The sequence below is a fragment of the Stappia sp. MMSF_3263 genome, assembly GCF_030733745.1.
In the GTDB taxonomy this organism is placed as follows: domain Bacteria; phylum Pseudomonadota; class Alphaproteobacteria; order Rhizobiales; family Stappiaceae; genus Stappia.
Genome location: NZ_JASHIK010000003.1, coordinates 172,366 through 199,342, shown reverse-complemented (window position 1 = coordinate 199,342; position 26,977 = coordinate 172,366). Strand labels below are relative to the sequence as shown.

Annotated in this window: 21 protein-coding genes; 8 read left to right on the top strand and 13 right to left on the bottom strand. The window is 65.7% G+C overall.

Features of this window, described 5'->3' with window-relative positions:
• Positions 1 to 7: 7 nt before the first annotated feature.
• The 5 genes from RBB46_RS05535 to RBB46_RS05515 all read right to left on the bottom strand — a co-directional run bounded on the left by RBB46_RS05535 (position 8) and on the right by RBB46_RS05515 (position 6,230).
• Entirely contained in the window at positions 8 to 1,327 is a 1,320-nt protein-coding gene (locus RBB46_RS05535; RefSeq protein ID WP_306027900.1) for an ABC transporter substrate-binding protein, read from the bottom strand.
• Positions 1,328 to 1,400: 73 nt separating this feature from the next.
• A complete protein-coding gene (locus RBB46_RS05530) occupies positions 1,401 to 2,477 on the bottom strand; it encodes a branched-chain amino acid ABC transporter permease (protein WP_306027899.1) in 1,077 nt (358 codons plus the stop codon).
• 33 nt (positions 2,478 to 2,510) lie between these two features.
• Positions 2,511 to 3,407: a branched-chain amino acid ABC transporter permease gene (locus RBB46_RS05525; protein ID WP_306027898.1), complete on the bottom strand. Its 897-nt coding sequence runs from the start codon at positions 3,405 to 3,407 to the stop codon at positions 2,511 to 2,513.
• 10 nt (positions 3,408 to 3,417) lie between these two features.
• Positions 3,418 to 4,245 carry an ABC transporter ATP-binding protein gene (locus RBB46_RS05520; protein WP_306027897.1) on the bottom strand — a complete coding sequence of 276 codons (828 nt, stop codon included), beginning with the start codon at positions 4,243 to 4,245 and terminating at the stop codon, positions 3,418 to 3,420.
• A complete protein-coding gene (locus RBB46_RS05515; protein ID WP_306027896.1) occupies positions 4,242 to 6,230 on the bottom strand; it encodes an AMP-binding protein in 1,989 nt (662 codons plus the stop codon). Before RBB46_RS05515 ends, RBB46_RS05520 begins: the two co-directional genes overlap by 4 nt.
• 254 nt (positions 6,231 to 6,484) lie before the next feature.
• On the opposite strand from RBB46_RS05515, the gene RBB46_RS05510 reads away from it, so the two are divergent.
• Both RBB46_RS05510 and RBB46_RS05505 read left to right on the top strand, forming a co-directional pair.
• Positions 6,485 to 8,422: a PAS-domain containing protein gene (locus RBB46_RS05510; protein WP_306027895.1), complete on the top strand. Its 1,938-nt coding sequence runs from the start codon at positions 6,485 to 6,487 to the stop codon at positions 8,420 to 8,422.
• A complete protein-coding gene (locus RBB46_RS05505; RefSeq protein WP_306027894.1) occupies positions 8,422 to 9,195 on the top strand; it encodes a response regulator transcription factor in 774 nt (257 codons plus the stop codon). The genes RBB46_RS05510 and RBB46_RS05505 overlap by 1 nt, the downstream gene beginning before the upstream one ends.
• 423 nt (positions 9,196 to 9,618) lie before the next feature.
• Here the strand turns inward: RBB46_RS05505 and RBB46_RS05500 are convergent, their stop codons facing one another.
• From RBB46_RS05500 to RBB46_RS05485, 4 genes are all read right to left on the bottom strand, one after another.
• On the bottom strand, positions 9,619 to 13,083 hold the full coding sequence (locus RBB46_RS05500; RefSeq protein ID WP_306027893.1) for an indolepyruvate ferredoxin oxidoreductase family protein: 3,465 nt from the start codon (positions 13,081 to 13,083) through the stop codon (positions 9,619 to 9,621).
• A 318-nt stretch (positions 13,084 to 13,401) separates the two neighbouring features.
• The gene (locus RBB46_RS05495) at positions 13,402 to 16,065 is read right to left on the bottom strand and encodes a TRAP transporter large permease subunit (RefSeq protein WP_306027892.1); all 2,664 of its coding nucleotides are present in this window, start codon (positions 16,063 to 16,065) and stop codon (positions 13,402 to 13,404) included.
• A gap of 123 nt (positions 16,066 to 16,188) precedes the next feature.
• On the bottom strand, positions 16,189 to 17,226 hold the full coding sequence (locus tag RBB46_RS05490; RefSeq protein WP_306027891.1) for a TRAP transporter small permease subunit: 1,038 nt from the start codon (positions 17,224 to 17,226) through the stop codon (positions 16,189 to 16,191).
• 90 nt (positions 17,227 to 17,316) lie between these two features.
• Complete coding sequence (locus RBB46_RS05485) at positions 17,317 to 18,417, bottom strand: TRAP transporter substrate-binding protein (protein ID WP_306027890.1); 1,101 nt, start codon at positions 18,415 to 18,417, stop codon at positions 17,317 to 17,319.
• 201 nt (positions 18,418 to 18,618) lie between these two features.
• Between RBB46_RS05485 and RBB46_RS05480 the strand changes: the two genes are divergently transcribed.
• From RBB46_RS05480 to RBB46_RS05460, 5 genes are all read left to right on the top strand, one after another.
• On the top strand, positions 18,619 to 19,392 hold the full coding sequence (locus RBB46_RS05480; protein ID WP_306027889.1) for a gamma-glutamyl-gamma-aminobutyrate hydrolase family protein: 774 nt from the start codon (positions 18,619 to 18,621) through the stop codon (positions 19,390 to 19,392).
• Positions 19,393 to 19,420: 28 nt separating this feature from the next.
• The gene (nthA, locus tag RBB46_RS05475) at positions 19,421 to 20,077 is read left to right on the top strand and encodes a nitrile hydratase subunit alpha (RefSeq protein ID WP_306027888.1); all 657 of its coding nucleotides are present in this window, start codon (positions 19,421 to 19,423) and stop codon (positions 20,075 to 20,077) included.
• Positions 20,074 to 20,733, top strand: a complete 660-nt coding sequence (nthB, locus tag RBB46_RS05470; RefSeq protein WP_306027887.1) for a nitrile hydratase subunit beta — start codon at positions 20,074 to 20,076, stop codon at positions 20,731 to 20,733. Before nthA ends, nthB begins: the two co-directional genes overlap by 4 nt.
• 58 nt (positions 20,734 to 20,791) lie before the next feature.
• Positions 20,792 to 21,148, top strand: a complete 357-nt coding sequence (locus RBB46_RS05465; RefSeq protein ID WP_306027973.1) for a nitrile hydratase accessory protein — start codon at positions 20,792 to 20,794, stop codon at positions 21,146 to 21,148.
• Positions 21,149 to 21,345: 197 nt separating this feature from the next.
• Positions 21,346 to 22,278, top strand: coding sequence for a DMT family transporter (locus RBB46_RS05460; protein WP_306027886.1), 933 nt, complete (start codon positions 21,346 to 21,348; stop codon positions 22,276 to 22,278).
• A 61-nt stretch (positions 22,279 to 22,339) separates the two neighbouring features.
• Here the strand turns inward: RBB46_RS05460 and RBB46_RS05455 are convergent, their stop codons facing one another.
• Both RBB46_RS05455 and RBB46_RS05450 read right to left on the bottom strand, forming a co-directional pair.
• On the bottom strand, positions 22,340 to 23,509 hold the full coding sequence (locus RBB46_RS05455; protein WP_306027885.1) for a nickel/cobalt transporter: 1,170 nt from the start codon (positions 23,507 to 23,509) through the stop codon (positions 22,340 to 22,342).
• A complete protein-coding gene (locus RBB46_RS05450; protein WP_306027884.1) occupies positions 23,506 to 24,156 on the bottom strand; it encodes a DUF1007 family protein in 651 nt (216 codons plus the stop codon). The genes RBB46_RS05455 and RBB46_RS05450 overlap by 4 nt, the downstream gene beginning before the upstream one ends.
• A gap of 313 nt (positions 24,157 to 24,469) precedes the next feature.
• Between RBB46_RS05450 and RBB46_RS05445 the strand changes: the two genes are divergently transcribed.
• Positions 24,470 to 25,546 (top strand): Glu/Leu/Phe/Val dehydrogenase dimerization domain-containing protein, encoded by a 1,077-nt coding sequence (locus RBB46_RS05445; protein ID WP_306027883.1) that lies wholly within the window; start codon positions 24,470 to 24,472, stop codon positions 25,544 to 25,546.
• Positions 25,547 to 25,550: 4 nt separating this feature from the next.
• Here RBB46_RS05445 and RBB46_RS05440 read toward each other — a convergent pair whose 3' ends face one another.
• Positions 25,551 to 26,459, bottom strand: coding sequence for a LysR family transcriptional regulator (locus RBB46_RS05440; RefSeq protein WP_306027882.1), 909 nt, complete (start codon positions 26,457 to 26,459; stop codon positions 25,551 to 25,553).
• Positions 26,460 to 26,481: 22 nt separating this feature from the next.
• Positions 26,482 to 26,976 carry a DUF2937 family protein gene (locus RBB46_RS05435; protein ID WP_306027881.1) on the bottom strand — a complete coding sequence of 165 codons (495 nt, stop codon included), beginning with the start codon at positions 26,974 to 26,976 and terminating at the stop codon, positions 26,482 to 26,484.
• Between the last annotated feature and the right edge of the window lies 1 nt (position 26,977).

Here is a 26,977-nt window from a genome sequence, read left to right as displayed (position 1 = left end):
ATCAGGATCAGTTGCAATCCCGGGGGGTGATGTTGTTCTCCGCGGCATAGGCTGCGGAATCCGCCTCGATCAGCGGGGCGATGATATCGCGGTCGGGCTCGATGCCGGACGCGATCACCTTCCAGTCGCCGCCGGCCGCATCCCACTGCTGGATGAGAACCGTGCCGGGATCGGAGTGAACGGCGCAGGACATCTTCACCGGATAGGTGAAGTTGGGCAGGCCGAGCTCGGCAAGCCGCTCCTCAGTGACGTCGAGAGCCTCGAGACCTTCGCGCACGTCCTTGCCGACGATCTCGTTCGAGCCCTTGATCTCCATCCCCTTGCGGATCGCCTCGACGGTCCACACGGCGGCGATCAGGCCACGATTGTAGAGGACTTCACCGACGCGCTCGCGGTCGCCTGCGCCCTTGCCAGCGTCATAGACCTTCTCGAGGATTTCCTGGTGCAGCGGGAATTCCGCACCCGGCGCATGGAAGGTCGCGGACAGGTAGCCGTTGGCGCCTTCGCCGGCGGGCAGCACGTCATGCTCGGAACCGGCCCACCAGTTGCCGATGAAGCGGTCCATCGGATAGCGCACCGAGGAGGCTTCCTTGACGGCAACCTGGTTCATCACGCCCCAGCCCCACATGAAGACCCAGTCCGGGTTCATGCGACGGATCTGCAGCCATGTCGCCTTCTGCTCCTGGCCCGGATGGTCGACCGGCAGCAGTTCCAGCTTGAAGCCGTGCTTCTTGGACAGCTCCTCGAGCGTGCGGATCGGCTCCTTGCCATAGGCGGAGTTGTGATAGACGAGCGCGATCGTCTTGTCCTTCAGGTCCGCCGCGCTGCCCTCGATCGCGGCCGCGTAGTTGACCATGCCGGAGGCTGCATCCCAGTAGGTGCCCGGGAAGTTGAAGATCCACGGGAAGACCTTGCCGTTGGCGGCCGAGGTGCGGCCGTAGCCCATCGTGAAGATCGGAATCTCGTCGACCGCCGCCTTCGGGATGATCTGGTAGGTGATGCCCGTCGACAGCGGCTGGTAGACCAGCGCCTTGCTCTCGCCCTGTCCCTTGGTGTTCTCGTAGCACTCGACGCCCTGCTGGGTGTTGTAGGCCGTCTCGCACTCGATGAAGTTGATGCTGGCGCCGTTGATGCCGCCGTCACGCTCCTGCAGGAGCTTGAAGTAGTCGGCATAGCCGTTGGCGAAGGGAATGCCGCCCGGCGCGTAGGGCCCGGTGCGGTAGACGAGCGACGGAATGGTCAGCTCGTAGGCCTGGGCCGTCGTGACCGCGATCGGCGAGGCGATCGCGAGCGCGGCCAGGCCAGCCGTGAGATGCTTCAGTTTCATGTCGTTTCCTCCCTTGGAACAGGACATTGGGCAGTCAGCTGGGCGGACGTTGGTTGTCTTGTCTCGCGCCGCCTCAGTACGGGAAGGGCCACATCCTCAGCTTCTCCTTGGCGATCTGCCAGAGCCGGGCAAGGCCGTGCGGCTCCACGATCAGGAAGAAGATGATGAGAAGGCCCATCAACAGGATTTCCACATGCTTGGCCATGACGGGCATAAGGCCCAGCCCGTCGACCATGAAATTCTTGAGGAAGATCGGCAGCAGCACCAGGAAGGCTGCTCCCATGAACGAACCGACGATCGACCCGAGCCCGCCGATGATCACCATGAACAGCACCAGGAACGAGACGTTGATGCCGAACACCTCGCCGACCTCGACCGCGCCGAGATAGATGGTGAACAGGAGCGATCCAGCCATGCCGATATAGAAGGACGACACGGCGAAGGCGGAAAGCTTGGTCATCAGCGGACGGACGCCGATCAGCTCGGCGGCGATGTCCATGTCGCGGATCGCCATCCAGTTGCGGCCGAGCCGGCCGCGCACCAGGTTCTTGGCGATCAGGGCGAAGACGGTCAGGAAAGTCAGGCAGAAGAGATACTTGACCCAGGTCTGCGCCGATGCGCCGGTGAGCACGACACCGAACAGCTCGCGCTCCGGCGCCGAGATCTGGCCGGTGGCCGAGTAATTGTAGAACCAGCCGAACTTGTTGAAGAGCCACACAAGGAAGAACTGCGCGGCAAGCGTCGCCACCGCCAGGTAGAAGCCCTTGATGCGCAGGGACGGCAGGCCGAACATCACCCCGACCGCGGCCGTCATGCCGCCGGACAGGAGCACGACGACGATCATGCTCATCTCCGGGAAGGACGTCATCAGCTTGTAGGATGCATAGGCGCCCACCGCCATGAAGCCGCCCGTGCCCAGCGAGATCTGCCCGCAATAGCCGACCAGGATGTTGAGGCCGAGCGCCGCCATGCCGTAGATCAGCAGCGGCAGCAGCACGGCATTGGTCCAGTAGTCGTTGACGAAGAACGGCACGACGAGGAAGGCAACCGCGAGGAACGCCCACACCACGTAGCGGTCCTGGGCGATCGGGAAGATCCCCTGGTCCGCCTGGTAGGTGGTCTTGAACTGACCGGCTTCACGATAGAGCATGTGTCCTGAACCCTTCTTGAGCGGAGCCTTGCGTCAGACGCGTTCGATGATGCGCTCGCCGAACAGCCCCTGCGGACGCACCAGCAGGAAGGCAAGGGCGAGCATGTAGGCGAACCAGTTCTCGATCGCGCCGCCGACCATCGGGCCGACATAGATCTCGGCCAGCTTCTCGCCGACGCCGATGATCAGGCCGCCGACAATGGCGCCGGGGATCGAGGTGAATCCGCCCAGGATGAGAACGGGCAACGCCTTCAGCGCGATCAGCGACAGCGAGAACTGCACGCCCGATTTCGTGCCCCAGAGCGTGCCGGCGACAAGCGCCACAAAGCCCGCGACCGACCACACGATGACCCAGATGGTCTGTAGCGAGATGCCGACGGAGAGCGCCGCCTGATGGTCGTCGGCCACGGCGCGCAGGGCCCGTCCGATCCGCGTTTTCTGGAAGAAGATCGCCAGGAAGCCGACCAGCACCGCTGCGATCAGCGCCGCGAAGACCTCGAGCTTCTCGATATAGATGTTGAACTGGTCGAGCATGAAGTCCGAGGCGCCCGACGGCAGCCCGATGTCGAGCACCTTGACGTCCGATCCCCAGACGATGTCGCCGATGCCCTCCAGCACATAAGCCAGGCCGATCGTCGCCATGAAAAGGATGATCGGCTCCTGGTTGACCAGATGACGGAGCACGAAGCGCTCCACCGCCCAGGCGACGGCGACCATGACGCCGACGGTAAGCATGAAGGCAATCGGCCAGGGCAGCGAGGTCTTCTCGATGATGCCGGCAAAGGTGAGCGCCGCGAACAGGCACATCACGCCTTGAGCGAAGTTGAAGATGCCCGACGCCTTGAAGATCAGCACGAAGCCGAGCGCGACAAGCGAGTACATGACGCCGGCCATCAGGCCCGACAGGATAGTCTCAACCAGAAACGACATCCCGGATCCCTCAGTTTTCGTGCGGAACGCCGAGATAGGCGTCGATCACATCCTGGTTCGACTGCACCTCCTCGGGAGGCCCGTCGGCGATCTTGCGGCCGTAGTCGAGCACCACGACCCGGTCCGACAGGTCCATCACCACGCCCATGTCGTGCTCGATCAGGGCGATCGTCGTGCCGAATTGCTGGTTCACGTCGAGGATGAAGCGGCTCATGTCCTCCTTCTCCTCCAGGTTCATGCCGGCCATCGGCTCGTCCAGGAGAAGCAGCTCCGGCTCCATCGCCAGCGCGCGGGCAAGCTCGACCCGCTTCTGCAGGCCATAGGGCAGACGCCCGACCGGCGTCTTGCGGATCGCCTGGATCTCGAGGAAATCGATGATCTCCTCGACCTTGCGGCGATGCTCGTTTTCCTCCCTGAGCGCCGGCCCCCAGTGGAGGCATTGCCACAGGAAGTTCTTGTGCATCTTCAGGCCGCGGCCGGTCATGATGTTGTCCAGCGTCGTCATGCCCTTGAAAAGGGCGACGTTCTGGAAGGTGCGGGCGATGCCGTTGCTGGCCGCCTCATAGGGCTTCATCTTGCGCCGGACCTTGCCGCGCCAGGTGATCGTGCCTTCCTGAGGATGGTAGAAGCCGTTGATGACGTTGAGCATCGACGTCTTGCCGGCGCCGTTCGGACCGATGATGGCGCGCACCTCGCCCTTGACGATGTCGAAGGAGATGTTGGTGATCGCCTTCACGCCGCCGAAGGCCAGCGAGACATTGTCGACACGCAGCAGCACCTCGCCCTTGGTCATTCCGGAGTGCCCTGCCATGCCGGCGGGATCGACAAAGGCGTTCATTCCGCCGCCTCCTTCATGCCGCCGGACTGGGCCGGGTAGAGTTCCATGTCATGGATCGCGACAGTCGCCTCGATCCCGCCCTTGCGCCCGTCCTCGAACGTCACCTCGGTGCGCACATGCTTGCTGGTCGAGCCGTCGTAGAGCGCTTCGATCAGCGGCTGGTAGCGTTCCGCGATGAAGGAGCGACGCACCTTCTGCGTCCGCGTCAGCTCGCCGTCATCGGCGTCGAGCTCCTTGTGCAGGACGAGGAACCGCTTGATCTGGCCGCCGGCCATCATCGGCTCGGACGCCAGGTCCCGGTTCACCTGGTCAACATGGCTGCGGATCATCTCGTAGACATGGGGATGGGCGGCAAGCTCCTGGTAGGACGCATAGTTGACATTGTTGCGCTCGGCCCAGGAACCGACGGCCGTCAGGTCGATATTGACGAACACGCCGCAGAAATCGCGACCGTCGCCAAAGGCCACGACTTCCTTCACGTTAGGGAAGAATTTCAGCTTGTTCTCGATGTATTTCGGCGCGAAGAGCGAGCCGTCCGAGAGCTTCCCGACATCCTTGGCCCGGTCGATGATCTTGAGGTGGCCGTTGTCGGCGATGAAGCCGGCATCGCCGGTCAGCACCCAGCCGTCCTCGGTCTTGGTCGAGCGCGTCGCCTCGTCATTCTTGTAATAGCCGACGAAGACACCGGGCGAGCGATAGTGAACCTCGCCGTTCTCCGCGATCCTGAGTTCGACATCGGGAGCCGGCATGCCGACCGTGTCGCCGTAGATCTCGCCATCGGGCTGCATCGTGATGTAGACGCTGGCTTCCGTCTGGCCGTAGAGCTGTTTCAGGTTGAGCCCCAGCGAACGGTAGAAACGGAAGATTTCCGGGCCGATCGCCTCGCCGGCCGTATAGCCGACCTTGAGGCGCGTGAAGCCCATCTGGTTCTTCAGTGGCCCGTAGACGAACAGATCGCCGAGGCGATAGAGAAGCCGATCGCCGAACCCGACATCTTCGCCATTGAGGATCTGCTCGCCGACCCGGCGGGCAACCCCCATGAAAAAGTCGAACATCTTCTTCTTGATCCGGCCCGCGTCCTCCATCCGCACCATGATATGCGTGAGGAGCCCCTCGAACACACGCGGCGGCGCGAAGAAATAGGTCGGTGCGATCTCGCGCCGGTCCGACAGGACGGTTTCGAGATTCTCCGGGCAGTTGACGCAATAGCCGGCGCAATAGGCCTGGGCGAGCGAGAACACGTGGTCGCCGATCCATGCCATCGGCAGATAGGCAAGGGTTTCCTCGGTCTCGTTCAGGTTGTCGAACTTGTTGCCGTTGCGCGCCGAAATGACGAGATTGTCGAAGGACAGCATCACGCCCTTGGGACGTCCGGTCGTGCCGGAGGTGTAGAGCATGACGGCAATGTCGGCGCCCTTGGCGGCGGCAATGCCTTCGAGCCAGGCTTCGGCGCGGGCCGGATCGCCCTCAAGCGCCTTGCGGCCGGCGACCTGCAGTCCCTCGAAGGAATGAAGCCGGCTGTGATCGTAGTCGACCAGGCCGCGCGGGTCGTCATAGATGACCTGCTCCAGATGCGGCAGGCTTTCCGACATGGACAGGAGCTTGTCGACCTGTTCCTGGTCCTCGACGCAGGCGAAGCGGACCTCCGCATGCTCCAGCACGAAGGCCATTTCCTCCGCGACGGAGTCCGAGTAGAGCGGCACCGGCACGCCGCCGAGCGACTGCACCGCGACCATCGACCAGTACAGCCGCGGCCGGTTAGCCCCGACAATGGCGATCTTGTCGCCTTGCGTGAAGCCGATGTCCTGAAGACCGATGGCGAAAGTGCGGATTTCCTCCAGCACCTGCGACCATGTCCATGCCTGCCAGATTCCGAGATCCTTCTCGCGCATCGACGGCCGGTCCGCAAAGACACGGGCATTGCGCAGCAGGATTTTCGGAAAGGTGTCCTCGTCGAGGCGCTCGACGACGGGCGACCCTGCCATTGCGTTTCTTCCCCTTTGGACGCCCCGATTGTTCGGGATCGTTCGTTGTAACGCCACCAGACTATCACAGTCCTGGTCCATCAAGCCCTTCTCTCTTCTTGGAGACTGACGGGCGATTGACGCAGAGTAGCGCTCGACGGCAACGCTAAGCGAGCAGCGTTGCGCCAGTATGTGCCAATTGCAACGAATTGTTTCAGCGCCGCCCCCGACGTTTTTGCAATCGACAGCGTGACGGGCGTGCATAAACTCCCGCCATGGCAAGCCGCGACCTCTACCGTGACCGCCTCGACCTGCTCCAGGCGGCGCTCGACCACATCAACCAGGGCTTCTCGGTCTTCGATGCCGACCTGCATCTGTTGGCATGGAACCGTCAGCTTTTCGAGCTGCTGGACATCCCGACGCACCTGGCCCGCCGAGGCACTCCCCTCTCCGCCTTTCTGGAGGTCAATGCCAAACGCGGCGAGTACGGCCCTGGCGACGTGACCGAGCTCGTCGCCCGCCGGGTCGAGCGCGCGCGCCTGTTCGAGCCGCACTCCTTCGAGCGGGTGCGCCCGGACGGCCAGGTGGTGCTCGTCACCGGCGCGCCCCTGCCGGAGGGCGGGTTCGTCACCACCTATACCGACATCACCCGCGAGCGCGAGCAGCAGGCATCCCTGGAGCGCACCGTCGCCGAACGCACGCGGCAGCTGCGCCAGAGCGAGGACTGGCTGCGCCTCGTCACCGACAACGTGCCGGCGCTCGTCGCCTATTTCGGCCCCGGCCCCGTCTATCGCTTCGCCAACCGCCGCTACGCGAAATGGTTCGACCAGACGGTGGAATCGATCGTCGGGCGCAAGGTATCCGAGATCGCCGGGCCGGAACTCTATACCGAGCTGGCCCCGCATATCGAAAAAGCCTTCGAGGGCCACGCTGTCTCCTACGAGTATTCCCGGACCCGGCCGGGCGGCCGCATCGCGCATATGCGCTCGACGCTGATCCCCGACCGGACACTGGACGGCCGCGTGCTCGGATGTTTCGTGCTTTCCCTCGACGCGACCGAACAAAAACGCAGCGAAACGGCGCTGGCCCAGGCACAGCGAATGGAGGCCGTCGGCCAGCTCACCGGCGGTCTGGCTCACGACTTCAACAACCTGCTGACGATCGTCATCGGCAACGTGCTGGCATTGCGGCGCAAGATCGACGGGCCGGCGATGCCCGACCTTTCCGCCCATCTCGATCCGATCCTGCATGCCGCCCAGCGCGGCGCCGAGCTGACCCGCCGCCTGCTTGCCTTCGCCCGGGGCGACGCACCGAACCTGCAACCGGTTCGTCTCGCGACGCTGGTGGGCAATATCGAGGGACTGCTTGCCGGCAGCCTGCCGAAGTCGATCGACTTCTCCTTGCATCTCGAGGCAACGGCGGCTGTCTCCCGGGTCGATCCGGCGGAACTGGAGAACGCGCTGGTCAATCTCGTCCTCAACGCCCGGGATGCGATGCCGGACGGCGGGCGCATCTCCCTGGTGCTTGAGGATGTCACCCTGAACGATGCGGAAGCCGACCGCTTCGGCGTCTTTGGCGGCTCCTATGCCCGCCTCACCGTCAGCGACACGGGACTTGGCATGAGCGAGGAGGTGCGCCGCCAGGCCTTCGATCCCTTCTTTTCGACAAAACCTTTCGGCACGGGAAGCGGCCTCGGGCTGCCGACGGTCTACGGCTTTGCCCGCCGCAGCGGCGGCGGCATCGCCATCGAGAGCCGTGTCGGCCACGGCACGGACATTCACCTGCTGCTGCCCCTGACGCCCGACGACGACGCCACCGATGCCGCGGCGGACACCGAGCCGGTTCCCGCCGGTGCCGGTGAACTGGTCCTGCTTGTCGACGATGACGGAGACGTTGCCAATGTGGTGCGCGACCAGCTCTGCGCGCTCGGCTACTCGGTGCTGGTCACGGGCGATGCCAGCGACGCGCTCGACCTGGTGCGCGACGTCACGGACATCCGCGCGGTTCTGAGCGACATCGTCATGCCGGGCCAGATGAACGGCCTCGCCCTGCTGCACGAGATGAGAAAGACCCGGCCGGGTCTTCCGGTCGCACTGATGACGGGTTACCGTCAGGGACCATCGTCGGACGGCGGCACCCCCGACTGCCCCATACTGCCCAAACCCTTCTCCACCCGCTTGCTCGCCAGGACCATGAACGAGATTCTCGCCTGATGACCCGTCCCGATCCGATCCGCGACCGCGATCCGTCCGGCGACGCCGGCACGCTGGTGTTCATCGTCGAGGACGAACCCGACATCAGCTCCCTGCTTGCCGACACGCTGGCCGGCTACCGGTTCCGCACCCGCGTCTTCGCGACCGCGGATGCGGCACTTGTGGGAATCGGGATCGAGATGCCGGCCGCGATCATTCTCGATCTCGGCCTGCCCGACATGGACGGCATGGAAGTGATCAACCGGATCCGCGCGAAGGGGGCCGTGCCGATCCTCGTCCTTTCCGCCCGGGCCCATGCGTCCGACCGGATCATGGGGCTCGAATTCGGCGCTGACGACTATGTTGTGAAACCCTTCGATCCGCGCGAGATCGTTGCCCGCGTACGCTCGCTGCTGCGCCGCGCGGCGCCGGCAATGGCTCCGGCCGCGACCGCCGCCGATGCGGTGGCGCGCGAGGTCGCGCGGTTCGAGAACTGGCGGTTCGAGCCGGAAAGCCATCGGCTGGTCGCACCCGACGGGGAGGAGACCTTCCTGTCGACCGGCGAGGCGACACTCCTGACCGCCTTGCTGCGCGCGCCCAAGCGGGTGCTCAGCCGCGACTACCTGCTCGAACATGGCGGGCGCGACGACACGCTCGACCGGGCCATAGACGTGCGCATCTCGCGCATCCGCAAGAAGCTGACACGGCCCGACGCGCCAACGCTCATTCGCACCGTCTACGGTTCAGGCTACATGCTGACCGCGCAGGTGGACTGGGGAACCGGCGGAACCTGAGCCGGAAGGTTCAATGACAGTGATACGGCTTTGAACCTGCGTGACAGCATTGTCCACGCGGGCTGTCCTTGCGGCATCCTCCGCCATGCGCGCTGGCCGATACAACGCCAAACGCCGTCAATCCGAGCGCGAAAACGAAAATCTTCAAATATTTCATGACACCCCCCTTAAGTCCCGCAAAGATACAGGCAACTCAAGAATTCATGAAATATTTAATTCGATACAACTCTTGCTCTACTCCAGATTACATTTAGACGAAACATGCGTGCAGAAGATCAATCCACGCAAGGCGCAATTCATCACGACGACCAACACGGGCAACTGCCGAGCCAGCGATGGTTTCACCGCCATCGGGCACGAGGCCCGCCGGCACGACACCCTCTCGCGGATACGCGGGACCAACTGCAGCCTGCCGGCGGCGGATCACTCCGCCGCTGCAAGCCGCGCCGGGCGGCCCTGCCGGAAGGCGTCGAGCAAGGCGGGCACACCGCGCTCCGCCTCCGCCGCCGCCTTGGCCCGCACCGGGCCGAAGCCCCGGATCCGGGCCGGATAGGCCAGAAGCGCCAGCGCCGCCGCCGCATTGTCCCGGTCGAGTGCCGATGTCACTTCCTCGACGATCCGCTCGTAGTCGTCGCGAAGCCGCCGCTCCATCCGCCGCTCCTGTGTGCGCCCGAACGGATCAAGCGCCCCTCCGCGCAGGCCCTTGAAGCGCGCGAGCAGACGGAACAGCGTCATCGCCCAGGGGCCGAAACGGCGCTTCGCCGGCCGGCCGGTGCGCGCGTCGGTGCCCGACAGCAGCGGTGGTGCCAGGTGAAACTCGAGCCGCTCATAGCTCTCGAAGGTTTCCGACAACTGGTCGCGGAAGGCCTGACCGGTATACAGCCGCGCCACCTCGTATTCGTCCTTGATCGCCATCATCCGGAACAGCTCGCGCGCCGCCGTCGCGACGATCTCGCCGCCCTCATCGCCCAACCTTCCGGCCGCCTCGGCCAGTGCGTCGATGCGCCCCCGATAGCGCGCCGCATAGGCGGCGTCCTGATAGTCGGCAAGGAAGGCCGCACGGCGCGCGACGGTCTCCCCGACCGTCTCCGAAATCCGTCGATGCTCGAGACGGTCGGGGCGCGCATTGGCCGCTGCCCTGACCGCGTCGGGGTCGACCGCCGCCACTCGCCCCCAGGCGAAGGCGGCGAGATTCATCTCGACCGACACCTTGTTCAGCCGGATCGCGTCCTCGATGGACTCAAGAGCCAACGGCAACCCGCCCATCTGCCAGCCATAGCCGAGCAGGAACATGTTGGCCGCGATCGCGTCGCCGAAGAGTTCCACGGCAAGCTCGGTCGCGTCGATGAAACGGGCATTGTCCTTGCCGGATGCGTCGGTGATCGCCGACACCAGACGGCGCCCGGGAAGGCTGAAATCCGGATTGCGGGCGAAATCGCCGGGCAATGTCTCGTGGGTGTTGATCACCGCCATCGTCCGCCCCGGCCGCATGGCGGACAGCACCTTCGCCGAACCGGCCACGACGATATCGCACCCCAGCACCAGATCGGCCGAGCCCGGCCCGATACGGATCGCCGAAATGTCCTCCGGCCGCGGTGCAAGCTTCAGGTGGCTTGTCACCGCGCCGCCCTTCTGGGCAAGGCCGGCCATGTCGATGATGCCGCAGCCAAGGCCATCGAGATGCGCGGCCATGCCGATCACCGCGCCGACGGTGACGACGCCGGTGCCCCCGACGCCGGTGATCATCACCGAATGGACGCGGGTCGGCGGGACGATCTCGGGTTCCGCCACTTTCGGAGCCGGAGGCGGCATCACCGCCCGGCCCTTGAGCACGCCGCCGCGCACGCTGACGAAGGAGGGGCAAAAGCCCTTTACGCAGGAGAAATCCTTGTTGCAGGACGACTGGTCGATCGTCCGCTTGCGGCCCCACTCGGTCTCCACCGGCTGGATTGCGACACAGTTCGACTGCACACCGCAATCGCCGCATCCCTCGCAGACCAGTTCGTTGACCAGGATCCGCTCGTCGGGATCGGGAAACAGGCCGCGCTTGCGCCGGCGGCGCTTCTCCGCCGCACAGGTCTGGTCGTAGAGGAGCACGGTCAGCCCGCTTTCGCCGGCAAGCTCCCGCTCCACCGACAGCAGGTCGTCGCGATGATGGATGCTGGTGCCGGCCGGCCAGTTCGTCGCCGGCGGATACTTGCCCGGCTCGTCGGTGACCACGACGACGCGCCGCGCGCCCTCGGCCGCCACCTGGCGGGCGATCTCGTCAACGCGCAGGCCCCCGTCATGAGCCTGGCCGCCGGTCATGGCGACGGCGTCGTTGTAGAGGATCTTGTAGGTGATGTTGACGCCGGCCGCCTTCGCCGCCCGGATCGCCAGCGCGCCGGAATGATTGTAGGTGCCATCGCCGAGGTTCTGGAAGACATGGCCTGTGCGGGAGAAATGCGCCTCTCCGACCCAGTTGGCCCCCTCACCGCCCATCTGTGTGTAGCCCTCGGTTTTGCGGTCCATCCACTGCGCCATGTAGTGGCAACCGATGCCGGCATAGGCGCGGCTGCCCTCGGGCACATGCGTGGAGGAATTGTGCGGGCAGCCGGCGCAGAAATACGGGCTGCGGATCGCGACATCCTGGGTGCGGGCCAGCCGCTCCGCCCGCGCCTCCAGATCCTCCACGCGCGCGCGCAGGGCCTCGCTCTCGTTACGGGCCAGGACGCGCCGGCCGATTTCCAGCGCGATCTGCACCGCCTCCAGCGCGCCGGGAGCGCGGAACAATGTGCCGCCTTGCTCGTCCGCCTTGCCGATCACCTGCGGCGCCTCAGCGGTTCCATAGAGGATTTCCTTCAGCTGCGGCTCGATCAGGCCGCGCTTCTCCTCCACCACGATGACGAGTTCGAGCCCGCCGGCAAAGGAGCGCATGCGCTCGGCCGCAAGCGGCCAGGAGCAACCGACCTTGAGGAAGGCGAGGCCGAAATCCGCGGCCGCCACCTCGTCGATCCCCAGCAGGTCGAGCGCCTCGACCACGTCGAGATAGCTCTTGCCGGTGGAGACGACGCCGATGCGCCGCCGGCGTCCGCCCGACAGGATCACCCGGTCGAGCGCATTGGCGGCGATGAAGGCTCGCGCGGCCGGCAGCTTCACCTCGTGCAGCCGCGCCTCCTGGACCAGCGGATGGTCGTTGGGGCGGATATGCACCCCGTCCGCCGGCAGGGCGAAATCGGGAACGAGCGGTGCGATCCGGTCGATGCGCCCGTCGATCGAGGCGGTCGATTCGACATTGTCCTTGACCAGCTTGAGGCCGGCCCAGATGCCGGCATAGCGCGACAGGGCCCAGCCGTAGAGACCGAAGTCGAGGATCTCCTGCGCACCGGCCGGATTGAGGATCGGCATCATCGCGTCGACCAGGGCGAACTCGGACTGGTGCGCGGTCGTGGAACTCTCGCAGGTGTGGTCATCGCCCATCAGGGCCAGCACGCCGCCAAGGCGCGAGGTGCCAGCAAGGTTCGCATGCCGGAAGGCATCGCCCGACCGGTCGACGCCCGGTCCCTTGCCGTACCAGATGCCGAAGACACCGTCGAAGCGGCCCTCGCCGCGCATTTCCGCCTGCTGCGTTCCCCACAACGCCGTCGCCGCCAGATCCTCGTTGATCCCCGGCGAGAAGACGACGTCCGCCGGCGCCAGCACGCGTGCCGCCTTCTGGAACTGCTGGTCGAGCGCACCCAGCGGCGATCCCCGGTAGCCGGTGACATAGCCGGCCGTATTGAACCCGGCGCGCCTGTCGCGCTCCTTCTGCATCAGCACCAGGCGGATGAGCGCCTGGCTGCCGGAAACGAAGATGCGCTCCCTGGTCAGATCGTACTTGTCGTCCAGCGTCACTCGATTGCGTGCCATGAGGCGTCATGTCCTTCGGGTGGGTCCGCCTTGCAAGGACCTTTCGCACCGGCAAGGGAGCGGCGGCGGTCCTTCGGGGAACTTTGGGCGCACGGCCGGCCCATCTGTGCTCGGGAGAAGGCCGGCGCGTGTCGTCTTGACCCCAGTTAAGCGTCTCGCGGCGGGCGAGATCAAGGGCTTGCATGCGTTTGCAATGCAGCAATCGGCACGAGCGGAAACCGCAATGGCGGAACCCCGGGCGCGGGCCACATGCAAACGCCCGACCGGGAGATCCGGCCGGGCGTTGCGTGTCGAGGGAGCCGGACCACAGGGTCCGGATCAGAAGCTCAGCGAGATATCGCGATGCGAAGCGTTGCAGGAGGCTACATAGAGCGCCTGCTCGCGCGGCAGGCGGGGCTGCCCGCGCAGGCCGATCGTGCCGGAGATCGCCTCGTTATAGGCGTTGAGCTGCGGCAGCAACTCGCCCTGGGCACGGCGACGCCACAACATCGCCGCCTCGAACTCGGCAATCGCCTCGCGGATCGAGGCAAGCGCCTTCTCCTTGTCCGGGGACGAGGAGCGCATTGCCGTGCGGGCCGCATTGACGCCGGAGCGGATGTCGCTTGCCCCTTCCACGTCGCCGAACAGCGCGCGCACATCGGTCACCCTGTCGACGAAGGCCGCCGGCTCGAGCGACTGGAGCTCCTGCTCCAGGCCGCGCAGATCGGTCTCCAGCGCAGCCAGCGCATCCGTCGAGGCGATCACGTTCACCGCTTCGACAACCGGCTCGTAGGCATCGTCCGCATTGCGCCTGTAGGTCATGCGTGCCCGGTTTTCCGACGTCTGGATCTTGGCGAAGGTGGTGTGCTTCTCGTCCCACTCGGCAGGAATCTGCGCCGCAAGAACCGCGCGATCTTCCTTCAGGGCCTCAATCCGGGCCGCCGCGCGTTCACCGCGCTCCGCACTGTAGATCTGCCCCTCGCCGGAGCGCCTGACGATGACCTCAAGGTCAGCGATCGCGGTGTCGACCCGGCGGATGTCCCGCTCGATACCGCGCACCAGCACATGCAGGGGCCGGTAATCGCCCGCCGCCGCGGCCACGGCCTTTTCGGCTGCGGTGATTTCACCCATCAGACCGAGGCTGGCCTCGGCCTTTGCAAAGCTTTCCGTCAGTTCCTCGCGAAGGTCCTCCGGCAGATAGGACAGGTCCAGGGCCTGCGCGCGCTTCACCGCGGCAAGGATGGTCTCGCCATTTTTCGCGAACTCCTCCGCGACATAGTTCTCCAGGCAGTACTGCATGCGCGGGTTCTGCGGCGGTGGCGCCGTCTCCGACAGGAGCGACGAGCGGTTCGGCAGGTAGTTCACCAGTTGCGGGTAGAACCCGACGATCCCCAGCGCCAGCAGCTGCAGCAGGATGAAGGCGATGACGCCCTTGTACATGGCGATGGTCTTGACCGTCGCCGGCGCGACGCCGCGCAGGTAGAACAGCGCAAACCCGAAGGGAGGCGTCAGGAACGATGTCTGGATGTTCAGGCCGATCATCACGCCGAGCCAGACGGCGGTGACGTTCGCCGACGGATCGGCGAGCAGGATCGGCGCCACGATCGGCACCACGACCACGGCGATCTCGATGAAGTCGAGGAAGAAGCCGAGGACGAAGATCACCAGCATGACGATCAGGAACTGCATCCAGAAACCGCCCGGCAGTCCCTGCAGGAAGTCCTTGACCAGTTCCTCGCCGCCGAAGGCGCGGAACGCGGAGGTCAGCATCGCCGCACCGAGCAGGATGATGAAGACCAGCGACGAGGTCTTCGCCGTCTCCACCATCACCCCGCGCAGCGTGTCCTGGATCTTGAAGGTGCGCCAGCCGCTCCAGAAGACCGCGATCAGCAACAGCGACACGGCGATGAGCGCCAGAACCACGCCGGTCACATCCTGGCTGGTATGGATGCGCTTGATGTTGATGTCGTAGAACGACAGCAGGACGGCAAGGCCGAGCAGGGCGAGGATTGCCAGGATGGCGGGCGAGTAGGTGCCCTTCTCTCCCTCGCGCAACCGGTAGCCGGCCATGATCATCGCGCCGATGGCACCGATGGCGCCGGCCTGGTTGACAGTGGCGACGCCCGCGATGATCGAGCCGAGCACCAGGAAGATCAGCGCCAGCGGCGGCACCAGCGTGATGATCACCTTGACCAGGAACGCACCGTCGAACTTGCCTTCCATCCGCACGGCCGGAGCCGATTTCGGATTGAGGATGGCAAAGCCCATGATGAAGAGCATGTAGAGGCCGACCAGGACGAGGCCCGGCAGGAAGGCGCCGAGGAACATTTCGCCGGCGCTGGTCGAGGTCACCGCGAAATCCGACGGCATCGTGATCTCGCCGGTGCTCTCCTTGTAGAGCGCCTGACGCAGGGAGCCGGCCTGGTCGACGGCACTGGCCAGCTGGTCGGCAAGGATGATGAGAACGATCGAAGGCGGGATGATCTGCCCGAGCGTGCCGGAGGCGGCGATCGTGCCGGTCGCCAGCGACGGCGAATAGTTGCTGCGCAGCATCGCCGGCAGCGAGATCAGCCCCATCGCCACCACGGTGGCGCCGACAATGCCCGTCGTCGCGGCCAGAAGCGCGCCGACGAAGACGACCGAGATTCCCAGGCCGCCCGGGATCGGACCGAACAGCTGCGCCATCGTCACGAGCAGGTCCTCGGCGATCTTCGAGCGCTGCAGCATGATGCCCATGAACACGAAGAGAGGGATGGCGATCAGCGTGTCCCGCTCCGCCTCCCAGTAGACGCCGCGGAAATTGGTGACACCGGCGCTCAGCCATTGGGACGGGCCGCCATGCGAGAAGAACGCGTCGGTGCTGCCGGCAAACAGGTAGCCCGACAGTGCGGCGATGCCGATCGTCAGGATCGCCGAGCCGGGAAGCGCGAACGCGACCGGATAGCCCGAGCCCAGCGCGCCGGCCATGAGCGCGATCAGGAGAAGGAGAAAGAACAGTTCCATTGTCCGAGACCCGTCGGCGATGGGATCCCGAGCCTTGCATCTTCGCGCATTCGGCCCGGACCCGGCTTCATTTTTTCGGGGACGTCAACCTGGACGTTCCCTCGTTCCTGGCAATCCGGCGCGCTAGTGCGCTGCGCCGGACGATGTATTGCGCGCTCCCGGTTCGCCGCGAATGTCGGCGACGGCATCGAACAGGTAGGCGACGAACTGGATCAGCATCGAGACGGCGAAAACGCCGAGGAAGCCGGCCATCAGGTATTTGACGTAGAGGCCGAAGCCCGCCTGCGTGGTCTCGTAGGCCAGCATTGGCGCGTTGATGATCGCCTGCTTGCTGCCCATCCCGATGATGAGAATGGTCCAGCACAGCGACATGCCCAGCAGCACGGCGCCGACGGAGTTCACATAGCCCTTCGTGCGGGTGGAGAACGCCGCGTAGAAGACGTCGACGCGCACATGCCCTTCCTCCCACAAAGTGTAGGCGGAGGCGAACAGGAACAGCGCGGCATACCAGAAGCGCACCAGGTCGGCCATGAAGGCCTGTTCGTAGGAGAAGATGAAGCGGCCGAGCACGATCAGCAGTTCGGCGGCGACGACGAGCAATGCCAGCCAGATGAAGCCCAGCGTCCGGGTGAAGGCGGCAAGGACGATGGACAACCCGATCAGCGGCATGTGGACATACGGGCCGCGGAACCGGGAGCGCCCCAGCTCGGTCGCCAGTTCGCTGCCGACGAGACCGTCCAGCAGCCCCTCCACCCGCAGGAAGGAGATGGCGGCATCGACGAACCCGACGCTCAGCACCGCGAAGAAGGCGGCGCGGATGACGAAGTCGTTGATCGCGGAGATCCGTCGGCTGTCGGCGCGCAGCAGCTTGCCCCGCTGGCGCAGGGCGTAACCGGCGGCGAGCGCGATCAGCAGGGCGTAGACGCCGAGCTGAACGGCCGACATCGCCGGATTGTCGCTGCCATTCGCGGCTCCGCCGAAAAGCGGCGCGACGCCGGGAAGATCCAGCCAGTAGGTGAGATAGTTGTTGAGAACGAACGCCGCTGTCGCGGCCAGCATGATCCAGCCGAAGAGGCGGACCACCAGTGCACCCGTGTCGGATCCGGTCGCCGTGCCTGACATGGCAGACGCCTGCTCCGAAACCCCGCCGATGGACGACATGTCGGATTAGCCTTTCGCATCGCCACGCGGCATACGAATGCGGGACGGGGTCATGGACCCCGCCCCGCATTCCTCAGCCGCAGTGGATCGTCAGATCGTAATGCCAAGCACGCGGTTGCGCTGCTGGGTGTAGCCGGTGTCTGCCAGCAGCATCCAGCGACCGACCTCGGAGCGGGCATTGGCGAAGCTCTCATGCGTACGAGCCGCAAGATCGCTGTGCTGGACCGTCTCCGCGAACACGGCTTCCGACGCCTCGCCAAAGGCGTCATAGACCTCGTCGGAGAACTTGCGCAGCTCGACGCCGTGCTCCTTGATCAGCTTGTCGAGATAGACGCCGTTGTTGGCGTTGGTCTCGGCCATGGTCTTGCCGTTCTCTTCGGCGCAGGCGGCAGCGATGATCGCCTGGTCGCCCTTCGACAAAGAGGTCAGCCACGACTTGTTGCAACCCAGGGCCAGCATCGAGCCCGGCTCGTGCATGCCCGGATAGTAGTAGTACTTCGCGGCTTCGTAGAACTTCATGAAGAAGTCGTTGAAGGGACCGACCCACTCGGTCGCGTCGATGGCGCCGGAAACGAGGTTCTCGTAGATCTGGCCACCGGGAAGCGAAACCGGCGAGGCGCCGAGCTTTGCCATGACGTCGCCGCCAAGACCCGGAATACGCATCTTCAGACCCTTGAGGTCGTCAGCGGTCTCGATTTCCTTGTTGAACCAGCCGCCCATCTGCACGCCGGTGTTGCCGGCGGCAAAATTCTGAAGGCCGTAGCCGTCAGCAAGCTCGTCCCACAGCTCCTGGCCGCCGCGATACTGGATCCAGGCGTCCATCTCGGCATAGGTCAGGCCGAACGGAACGGCTGTGAAATATGCCCAGGCCGGGTGCTTGCCCTTCCAGTAATAGTCGGCGCCGATATAGGCCTGTGCATTGCCCGAAGCGACTTCGTCGAAGGAGTCGAACGCACCGACGCGCTCGCCCGCGGCGAAATACTGGACGTTGATGCGACCTTCGGTCAGCTCGCCGATTCGAGCCGCAAGACGCTGCGCGGGAATACCGAGACCCGGCATGTCGCGCGGCCAGGTGGACACGATCACCATGTCCTTCGTCGCCTGCGCGATGGCCGGTGCGGCGAGCGTCGTGGCAGCAGCGGCTGCACCCGCGCCAAGTCCGGCGTTTTTCAAAAATGAACGGCGATCCATACTTCTCCTCCCACAGAGAAAGACAAACATCTGCCGGGAACGTTTCTCACTTCCCGGCCTCTAAAGCGCCTTCTTGCTGAAGGGCGCCATGTTTATGATATAAAGCCCATGTCGCGACGCGAGACAAGAGCAAGCGCTTGCAAGTGGAAAAATTTTTTAACCACTCATCGCTGACACGATCCCGAAAAATCAGGAGTGTACATGTCCGCACCCGTCGTTCTCGTGAGTACCGACGTTAAGTCACTGGACGGCTTTGATTGGCACGCCGCGGTCTCGGTCTATCTCGACGCGCTGGTCCAGGGATCGCGTGCGATCCCCCTTCTGTTGCCCTCGCTCGGGCCGGCCATCGATCTGGATGTCGTGCTCGACCGGGTCGACGGCGTGCTGCTGACGGGATCCCGCTCAAACGTCAACCCGACCCTTTACGGCGGCCTCGCCCTGGACAAGGACGGCCCCTATGACAGCCGCCGCGACGCGACGACCCTGCCGCTGATTCGCCGCACCATCGAGCGCGACATGCCTCTCTTCGCCATTTGCCGCGGATTGCAAGAGGTCAACGTCGCCTTCGGCGGAACGCTTGTCAGCGAGGTGCAGGAGCTCGAAGGGCGCCGCGACCACCGCGCGCCGGTCGCCGACGACCAGGACGCGCGCTTCGCCCTCGCCCATCATGTGGAGGTGGTTCCCGGCGGGCGGCTTGCCGCCGTGCTGGGGGATGCGACGATCGAGGTGAACTCGCTGCACCGCCAGGCGATCGGCCGGCTCGCGCCGGGGCTCGCCGTCGAGGCCCGCGCCGATGACGGAACCATCGAGGCGGTATCCGTCGAGGCCGCCTCCGGTTTCGCGCTCGCCACCCAGTGGCATCCCGAATACTGGGTGGGCAGCGACGCCGCCTCGTCCCGCCTCTTCGCCGCCTTTGGCGAGGCCCTGCGCGGCGGCGCCCGCCGGCAGCCGGCCGGACGCCACGCAGCCGAGTAACGTCGCCAGGAACAGGAGCCAATCCCCCATGTCCGGCAATCACACGCACCACGATCACGACCATCACGATCACGGGCACGGCTCGGAACTCTCCGAGACGGAAGCCCGTGTGCGGGCGCTCGAATCGGTTCTGGTCGAGAAGGGCCATGTCGATCCGAAGGCCCTCGACGTCCTGATCGAGACCTACGAGACCCGTGTCGGCCCCCATAACGGGGCGCATGTGGTCGCCAAGGCCTGGCACGAGCCCGGCTTTCTCGACTGGCTGCGAAGCGATGCAACGGCTGCGATCCACTCCCTCGGCTATATCGGACGGCAGGGCGAGCACATGGTCGCGGTGGAGAACACGCCGCAACAACACAACATGGTCGTCTGCACCCTGTGCTCCTGCTATCCGTGGCCGGTCCTCGGGCTGCCTCCCGTCTGGTACAAATCGGCTCCCTACCGGGCCAAGGCGGTGCGCGATCCGCGCGGCGTGCTCGCCGATTTCGGTGTCGAGCTTCCCTCGGGCACGGCAATCCGTGTCTGGGATTCGACCGCCGAGATCCGCTATCTCGTCATCCCCATGCGGCCCGAAGGCACGGACGGCTGGAGCGAGGCCGAGCTCGCCCGCCTCGTCACCCGCGACAGCATGATCGGCACGGGCCTTGCCCTTTCGCCGAAACTGCTGGCGGAGGCCGGAACATGAACGGTGCCCAGGACCTGGGCGGCATGATGGGGTTCGGCGCGGTGGTGCCCGAGCCGGTCAGGCCGGTCTTCCACGAGGAGTGGGAGCGACGCGCCTTCGCTCTCACGCTCGCCATGGGGGCAAGCGGCGAATGGACCATCGACATGGCCCGCTTCGCCCGCGAAAGCATGGACCCGGCGCGGTATCTCTCCTCCAGCTACTACCAGATCTGGCTGGCCGGGCTGGAGCGCCTGCTCGACGAACGCGGGCTGGTCACGGGCGAGGAGATCGCGGCCGCGCGCAGCCTCGCCGCAGGACGTCCGCCCAAACGCGTGCTGGCGGCCGGCGATGTCGCCGCGACGCTGGCGCGTGGCGGCCCGACGGAGCGCGCGGAAAGCGTCCCCGCCCGCTTCCGGACCGGCGACCGGGTGCGCGCCCGCAACATGCATCCCGAAGGCCACACTCGCATCCCCCGCTATTGCCGCGGCCGCGTCGGGACGATCGAGGCCATACATGGCGTCCATGTGTTTCCCGACACCAGCGCATCCGGGGTCGGCGAGCAGCCGGCCTGGCTCTACGGTGTCGCCTTCGACGCACGTGAATTGTGGGGCGACGACTGCGACCCTGCACTGACGGTCCGCATCGATCTCTGGGAACCCTATCTTGACCTTGCCTGACACATCCCCTCACGCCGCCGCCGGCAGGCCGGACGCCAATGCCACGCCTCCGGCAGAGCTGTTTTCCGACCTGCCGCGCAACGCCGGCGAACCGGTCTTCCGCGAACCCTGGGAGGCGAAAGCCTTCGCCATGGCGGTCGAGCTGCACGCAAGAGGCCTGTTCACCTGGCCGGAATGGGCGCAAGCCCTGTCGGGAGCCATCCGCGAGGCGCAGGCTGGCGGAGACCCCGATTGCGGCGACAGCTATTACCATCACTGGCTGGCGGCGCTGGAGACCATGGTGGTGACCCGTGCGGTCGCGACCACGGAAGGCCTCGCCAGACGGCGAGAGGCCTGGCACCGCGCCGCCGCGGCCACCCCGCACGGGGAGCCGATCGAGCTGGGCCGCGACGGGACGCCCGTTCCCCCCGCCTGAGACCGCCTTGCAGGTGACGGGACGCCGCGGCTGAAGAGCCCGCGAAATGCCCTGCGATTAAATTCATTGTCAAATCCTGCAGGTTGCGTCACGATCGGCTGAAATGCCGGAAAGTCGCGGCATGACGCGGCGCGTCATGCAACCCGAATGCAACCTATGCGCTTCCCAAAAGAACCGCGCCGACCTACTGTGCCCCCATGACCGCTGACCGGCCGCTGCGCGGCATGCTCCTGATGACCGGATTTTGCGTGCTCGCCCCGCTGGGCGATGCCATTGCCAAGATCCTGGGAGAAACCCTGCCGCTCGGGCAGCTCCTGCTCGTGCGCTTCGTCATGCAGGCAGCGCTGCTCACGCCGCTGGTCCTGCTGGGCGGAGGGAGCCTGCGCCTGCCGGCCCGGGTGCTGCATCTCACCATCCTTCGGACCGTGCTGCATATCCTTGGCATCGGCGCCATGTTCGCGTCCCTGCGCTACCTGCCGCTCGCCGACGCGATCGCGATCGCCTTCGTGATGCCGTTCCTGATGCTGCTGCTCGGCCGTTTCGTCCTCGGCGAACAGGTCGGTCCCTACCGGCTGATGGCCTGCGTCGTCGGCTTCGCCGGCGCGTTGCTCGTCATCCAGCCAAACTATGCCGCGGTCGGCGCGCCCGCCCTGCTGCCGCTTGGCGTCGCCGTCGCCTTCGCGTTGTTCATGCTGGTCACGCGGAGCGTTGCCAAGGCGGCCGATCCGATCAGCCTGCAGGCGGTGAGCGGCATCATCGCAACGCTCATTCTGGCCGGCGCCTTCCTGCTGGGCAACATCGCCGGCGACGTCCCCGGGCTTCATCTGGTCGCAACCGACCGGAACGAGATTCTGCTGCTTGCCGCCGTCGGCTTTCTGGGCACCTTCGCGCATCTGCTGATGACATGGTCGCTGCGGCTGGCGCCGGCCGCAACGCTCGCTCCGATGCAGTATCTGGAAATCCCCTTCGCCACCTTTATCGGCTGGCTCATCTTCCGCGACCTGCCGGACGCGACCGCTTCGCTCGGCATCGCGCTGACGATCGGATCGGGGCTCTACGTGATCCACCGGGAGCAGGTGGCGGCCCGCAAGACGAGGACGCTCAGCCAGCCGCTGCAGGGCGGCACCTGAAGCGACCCGCAGTTCCCCGTTCAGCTTTGGCGTCCACCAGAAAGGCGCCGGCAAGCACCGATCACACCGCCCCGCCCCAGCCCAGCGCCGCGATCAGCAGCGTCGAACCGAGCGCGAGTACGACAAGCGCCCCGAACCCTTCGATCGCCGCGTGAAGCCGGGCAGCCCCCCGGCCGCCCACGGTGCGCATCGCCGCGTCCTTGGCCAGCACGGCGATGGTCGCGAGAGCGGACACGGTCAGGCCGGTTCCGATCGCCATGGCAAAGGTGGCCGCGACACCGGCCCAGGCCAGCCCCTGCGAGATGGCAAAGACGAGCACGACGAGCGCGCCCGTGCAGGGCCGAAGCCCGACCGCCAGGATCACCGTCCAGGCGCGCGACAGCGAGAAATCGCCGGCGAGCATCTGCGGCGGCGGTGCATGGAGATGACCGCAACTGGCGCAGACTTCGCCGGCCGCATGATCGTGGTCATGCCCATGCCCATGCCCGTGCCCGTGGTCGTGCCCATGATCATGGGTGTGGGTGTGGGCATGCGCGTGGCGCACCTCGTGAGCGTGCCCGTGCGCCCGCTCATGCGTGTGGTGGGAATGGTGATCGTGGTGATCGCAGGCCACGACCGCCTGGGCGCCGAGCGCCACGACCTTTCGCGGTGTAAGCAGCGGCCGCACGATCTTGCGCCAGACCAGATAGAGGCCAAGCCCGGCAACCGCCGCATAGGAGCCGATCTCGAGCCAGCGCGTGGTCTCCGTGATGGCGATGGATGTCATCCGCAGCACGATCGAGGCCAGGCCGATCACCATGACCGCGGTCACCGCCTGTGCCAGGGCGGAGGCAAAGGAGATCACGATCCCGCGCCGGAGCGTCTCGCCATTGGCCAGCACATAGGAGGAGATCACCGCCTTGCCGTGACCGGGGCCTGCCGCATGGAAGACGCCGTAGAGAAAGGAAAGCCCCATCAGCCACCAGCCGGCGCTGCCATCGGCCTTCATCTGCTTCAACGACGAAGTCAGCGCGCCGTAAAATGCGGTCTGCTGGGCCGACACCCAGGCAAAGAAGCCCGAGAGTATGCCTCCGGAGGAAAGGGACTGTTCCGGCAGGCCCACACCGAATGGCGAGGGGGCGGCATGCGCGGCGGCCGCCGACAGGGCGAGGGCCAGAACGGCGCCGCCTGCAAGGGAAAGGGCAAATCGGCGTGCTGCAATCCCGGGGGCGGCGTTGCGAGGGTCCGTCATTTGCATCCGATCGTCGCCGAATTGGAGAGTGTCTCGGTCACCTGCATGAGATCCGGCGACAGCTGTCGCTCGCTCTGCGGGATCTGCGCCAGGGTTTCGGCCATGGAAGCATCCAGCTCGGGCGGCGGCGTGAAGGTCAGCTTGCAGGCCTGCGGAGCATCGACCATCGCAAAGGGCGTGTCGCGGGTCATCTCGAAAGCCACGAAATAGCTCGGGTCGTAGACATCCAGTTTCACGGTCGCGCCGTCGACAATCCGCGGCTCGGCCACAGGAAGCGTGTAGAAGAGCGTCAGCCGGCCGCCGTAGAAATCAAGCCAGTATTCCTGCGGTTCCCCGAACGGGACATCGCCCTCGCCAAGCTGGAGATAGGTGAAGAAGTCATACTCGGCGAGCGACTCGACATTGATCTGCGCCAGCGGCTGCAGCTCCTCGCGCGACAGCTCTCCGTCGCCATTCTCGTCTAGCCCCTGCACGGCGAAGGCGGTGAAGGCCTCGTCGAAGCGCCAGACGTGACGCACGGCGGACAGGCGTCCACCGGCGTCAAACACGACCTCCGCCCGCGATTCGACGAAAACATGAGGATGCGCGGCGGCAGAGCCGGCGGCGGCAACCGCCAGGATCGCCGCAAGAACGCTGGGCTTCCACATTCAGCAGTCCACTCCGAGAAATCGGTGATGTTTCGCTATTTATCAACGGTCTTCACGGCGACAGCAAGGCAGGTCGGGAACTGCGACGCGCAGGACCCGAAACGAGGGAAGAATTCTTCGACCCACCCGCATTGAAGAGATGAAAATTTGATCAAAACGCACATTTTGCGGGCAAAAAAGACCGATATTCCCCTCCATGCGACGTATATTTTCCGAGCGCTGATCATCTGGCGAACGGGAGTGCGGTCCTCGCCGTGCCGCCTTGGCGTGAACGGCCACATGACCGCCCCGTCCGTTTTTCGAGGAGAGTCTGATGAATGTCCCGGTAGCGAGCCGAGACCTGAAACCCGTGGAGGCGGACGTGTTCACGCATCCTGAGTTCCGCGGCCATGAACAGGTCGTGCATGGTTTTGACGCGGCAAGCGGATTGCGCACCATCATCGCGGTCCACGACACCCGCCTTGGACCGGCACTCGGAGGGTGCCGCATGTGGGCCTATGCGAACGGGGCGGAGGCGCTGACCGACGCGCTGCGCCTGTCGCGTGGCATGACCTACAAGAACGCCCTGGCCGGGCTTGATCTGGGCGGAGGCAAGGCGGTGATCATCGCCGACGCCCGCAAGGACAAGTCGCCGGCGCTCCTGTCCGCCTTCGGCCGTCAGGTCGGGCGTCTCGGCGGCACCTATATCACCGCCGAGGACGTCGGCATCAGCGCTTCGGACATGGAGATCGTTGCGCGGGAGACAGATCACGTGCGCGGCACCCGGGCCACAGGCCTTGGCGACCCTTCGCCCTACACCGCGCTCGGGGTGTTCGTCGGCATCAGGGCCTCGTTGCGCCATCGCTTCGGGTCCGACAGTCTTAAGGGGCGCACCGTCTGCGTCCAGGGTCTCGGCCATGTCGGCATGGACCTCGCCCGGCAGCTGCACGCGGCCGGCGCCCGCCTGATCGTGGCGGACCTGCACCAGCCGGCGCTGGAGCAGGCCGTCTCGGAGCTCGACGCGAGCGTTGTCGCTGCCGACCATGCCCACGCGGCCGAGGCCGACGTCTTCGCGCCCTGCGCGCTGGGTGCAGGGCTCAACGACGCGACCATCCCCGAAATCCGCGCCACCATCGTCGCGGGAGCCGCCAACAACCAGCTCGCCGAGGAACGCCATGGCGAAATGCTGCGCGCGCGCGGCATCCTGCATGCGCCAGACTATGCCATCAATGCCGGCGGCGTGATTTCCATCGCGCTCGCCGCCCCTGGTGGGGACGACCGATTGGTGCGCGAGAAGGTGGAGGCCATCGGCGCGACGCTGATGCGCATCTACGAAAGGGCCGGGCAGCGCGGCCTGCCGACGCAGAACGTCGCCGACCGCATCGCCGAGGAACGTCTCGCGGCCGCCTGAGCGCTCAGCACACCTCGCCCCGGCGACGCTTCTCGGCGAACCACTCGCCAAGAAAATCGACAAAGGTGCGCACCTTTCCAGAAAGGTGCCGCCGATGCGGGTAGACGACATAGATCGCCTGCCCGTCGGGATGGAAATCGGACAGCATCTGCTCCAGCCGGCCTTCGCTGATTTCCTTGTGCACGAAAGCATAAGGGGTGCGCAGGAAGCCGAGCCCCTCCAGCGCGGCGACACGCGCCGCCTGGGCGCTGTTCACCTCCACCCTGCCCTTGACGGGCACGTTGATGCGGGCCCCCTCGACCTGGAATTGCCAGTTGTTCCGGAAGCGGTAGTTGTTGTCGATGATGCAGGGCAGGTCGGCAAGGTCCTGCGGATGAACGGGCCGGCCAAAGCGGGCAATCGCCTCGGGCGAAGCACACACCACACCTCGGAACGGCGCCAGCTTGCGCGCGATCAGGCTGGAATCGGTCAGTTCCGTCACCCGGATCGCCGCGTCGAACCCCTCCTCCACCAGATCCACGAACCGATCCTCCAGCCGCAGGTCGATGGAGATCTCCGGCTCGGCGACGAGAAACGCCATGATCGCCGGATTGAGGAAATCGTCGCCCATCGAACGCGGCGCGGAAACGCGCAGCGTGCCGCGCGCCTGCTGGTGAGTGTTCTGGATCGAGGCCTTCAGGTCATCGATACGGGTGAGGATGTCGCTCGCCTCCTTGTAGAAGGCATGGCCGACCTCGGTCATCGAGATCTGCCGGGTCGTCCGGTTGAGCAGCCGGGCGCCGAGTTCGTCCTCCAGTTCGCCCACGTATTTCGACACAAGCGCCTTCGAGCGGCCAAGCTCGCGTGCCGCGGCCGAAAAGCCGCCCGCATCGACCACCTTGAGAAAGCAGCGCATCCGGCTGAGTGTATCCATGGTTCGCCCTTTCCCGCCCGGTTCAACCGGGCCTGCGCCGCATCCGCCGGACGATCCGGCCAAGCAGGCCGAATGTCAGCAACAGGCCCAGGAACCCGCCGCCGGCGGCGACCGCGCCTTCCGCTGTTGCCGGAACCGCCGGTTCGAAATCCTCGAATGTCGCCTGCGCCAGTTGCGGATCGAGATCGCGCAGGAACACGGTGAGGCGCTGGAACGGCCCCGCCTCGCGCAAGGCATCGCGCTGACGCACCAGGGCATCGAGCCGTTCGACCGAGCGTTCGACGCGTGCGCCCTGGGTGGCGACGAAATCGTCGCTGGTCCGCGATAGCCGGCCGATCGCCTCCTGCATGCTGAGCCCCTGGCGGGCCGCATCCTCGCGGAAGTCGTCCACCACCTGGGTCAGCGCATCGATCGCACCGCCGAGGCGCTGCCGGTACTGCTGCGCGAATTCGGGAAGCTGCGAGGTGGTCACACCGCCGACCAGGGCAAGCGCCAGCGCGAGCGTTCGTGCGATCATG

Coding starts and splice junctions, on each gene's coding strand:
- RBB46_RS05535 (WP_306027900.1), bottom strand. CDS start 1,327: ATGAAACTGAAGCATCTCACGGCTGGCCTGGCCGCGCTCGCGATCGCC.
- RBB46_RS05530 (WP_306027899.1), bottom strand. CDS start 2,477: ATGCTCTATCGTGAAGCCGGTCAGTTCAAGACCACCTACCAGGCGGAC.
- RBB46_RS05525 (WP_306027898.1), bottom strand. CDS start 3,407: ATGTCGTTTCTGGTTGAGACTATCCTGTCGGGCCTGATGGCCGGCGTC.
- RBB46_RS05520 (WP_306027897.1), bottom strand. CDS start 4,245: ATGAACGCCTTTGTCGATCCCGCCGGCATGGCAGGGCACTCCGGAATG.
- RBB46_RS05515 (WP_306027896.1), bottom strand. CDS start 6,230: ATGGCAGGGTCGCCCGTCGTCGAGCGCCTCGACGAGGACACCTTTCCG.
- RBB46_RS05510 (WP_306027895.1), top strand. CDS start 6,485: ATGGCAAGCCGCGACCTCTACCGTGACCGCCTCGACCTGCTCCAGGCG.
- RBB46_RS05505 (WP_306027894.1), top strand. CDS start 8,422: ATGACCCGTCCCGATCCGATCCGCGACCGCGATCCGTCCGGCGACGCC.
- RBB46_RS05500 (WP_306027893.1), bottom strand. CDS start 13,083: ATGGCACGCAATCGAGTGACGCTGGACGACAAGTACGATCTGACCAGG.
- RBB46_RS05495 (WP_306027892.1), bottom strand. CDS start 16,065: ATGGAACTGTTCTTTCTCCTTCTCCTGATCGCGCTCATGGCCGGCGCG.
- RBB46_RS05490 (WP_306027891.1), bottom strand. CDS start 17,226: ATGTCGTCCATCGGCGGGGTTTCGGAGCAGGCGTCTGCCATGTCAGGC.
- RBB46_RS05485 (WP_306027890.1), bottom strand. CDS start 18,417: ATGGATCGCCGTTCATTTTTGAAAAACGCCGGACTTGGCGCGGGTGCA.
- RBB46_RS05480 (WP_306027889.1), top strand. CDS start 18,619: ATGTCCGCACCCGTCGTTCTCGTGAGTACCGACGTTAAGTCACTGGAC.
- nthA (WP_306027888.1), top strand. CDS start 19,421: ATGTCCGGCAATCACACGCACCACGATCACGACCATCACGATCACGGG.
- nthB (WP_306027887.1), top strand. CDS start 20,074: ATGAACGGTGCCCAGGACCTGGGCGGCATGATGGGGTTCGGCGCGGTG.
- RBB46_RS05460 (WP_306027886.1), top strand. CDS start 21,346: ATGACCGCTGACCGGCCGCTGCGCGGCATGCTCCTGATGACCGGATTT.
- RBB46_RS05455 (WP_306027885.1), bottom strand. CDS start 23,509: ATGACGGACCCTCGCAACGCCGCCCCCGGGATTGCAGCACGCCGATTT.
- RBB46_RS05450 (WP_306027884.1), bottom strand. CDS start 24,156: ATGTGGAAGCCCAGCGTTCTTGCGGCGATCCTGGCGGTTGCCGCCGCC.
- RBB46_RS05445 (WP_306027883.1), top strand. CDS start 24,470: ATGAATGTCCCGGTAGCGAGCCGAGACCTGAAACCCGTGGAGGCGGAC.
- RBB46_RS05440 (WP_306027882.1), bottom strand. CDS start 26,459: ATGGATACACTCAGCCGGATGCGCTGCTTTCTCAAGGTGGTCGATGCG.
- RBB46_RS05435 (WP_306027881.1), bottom strand. CDS start 26,976: ATGATCGCACGAACGCTCGCGCTGGCGCTTGCCCTGGTCGGCGGTGTG.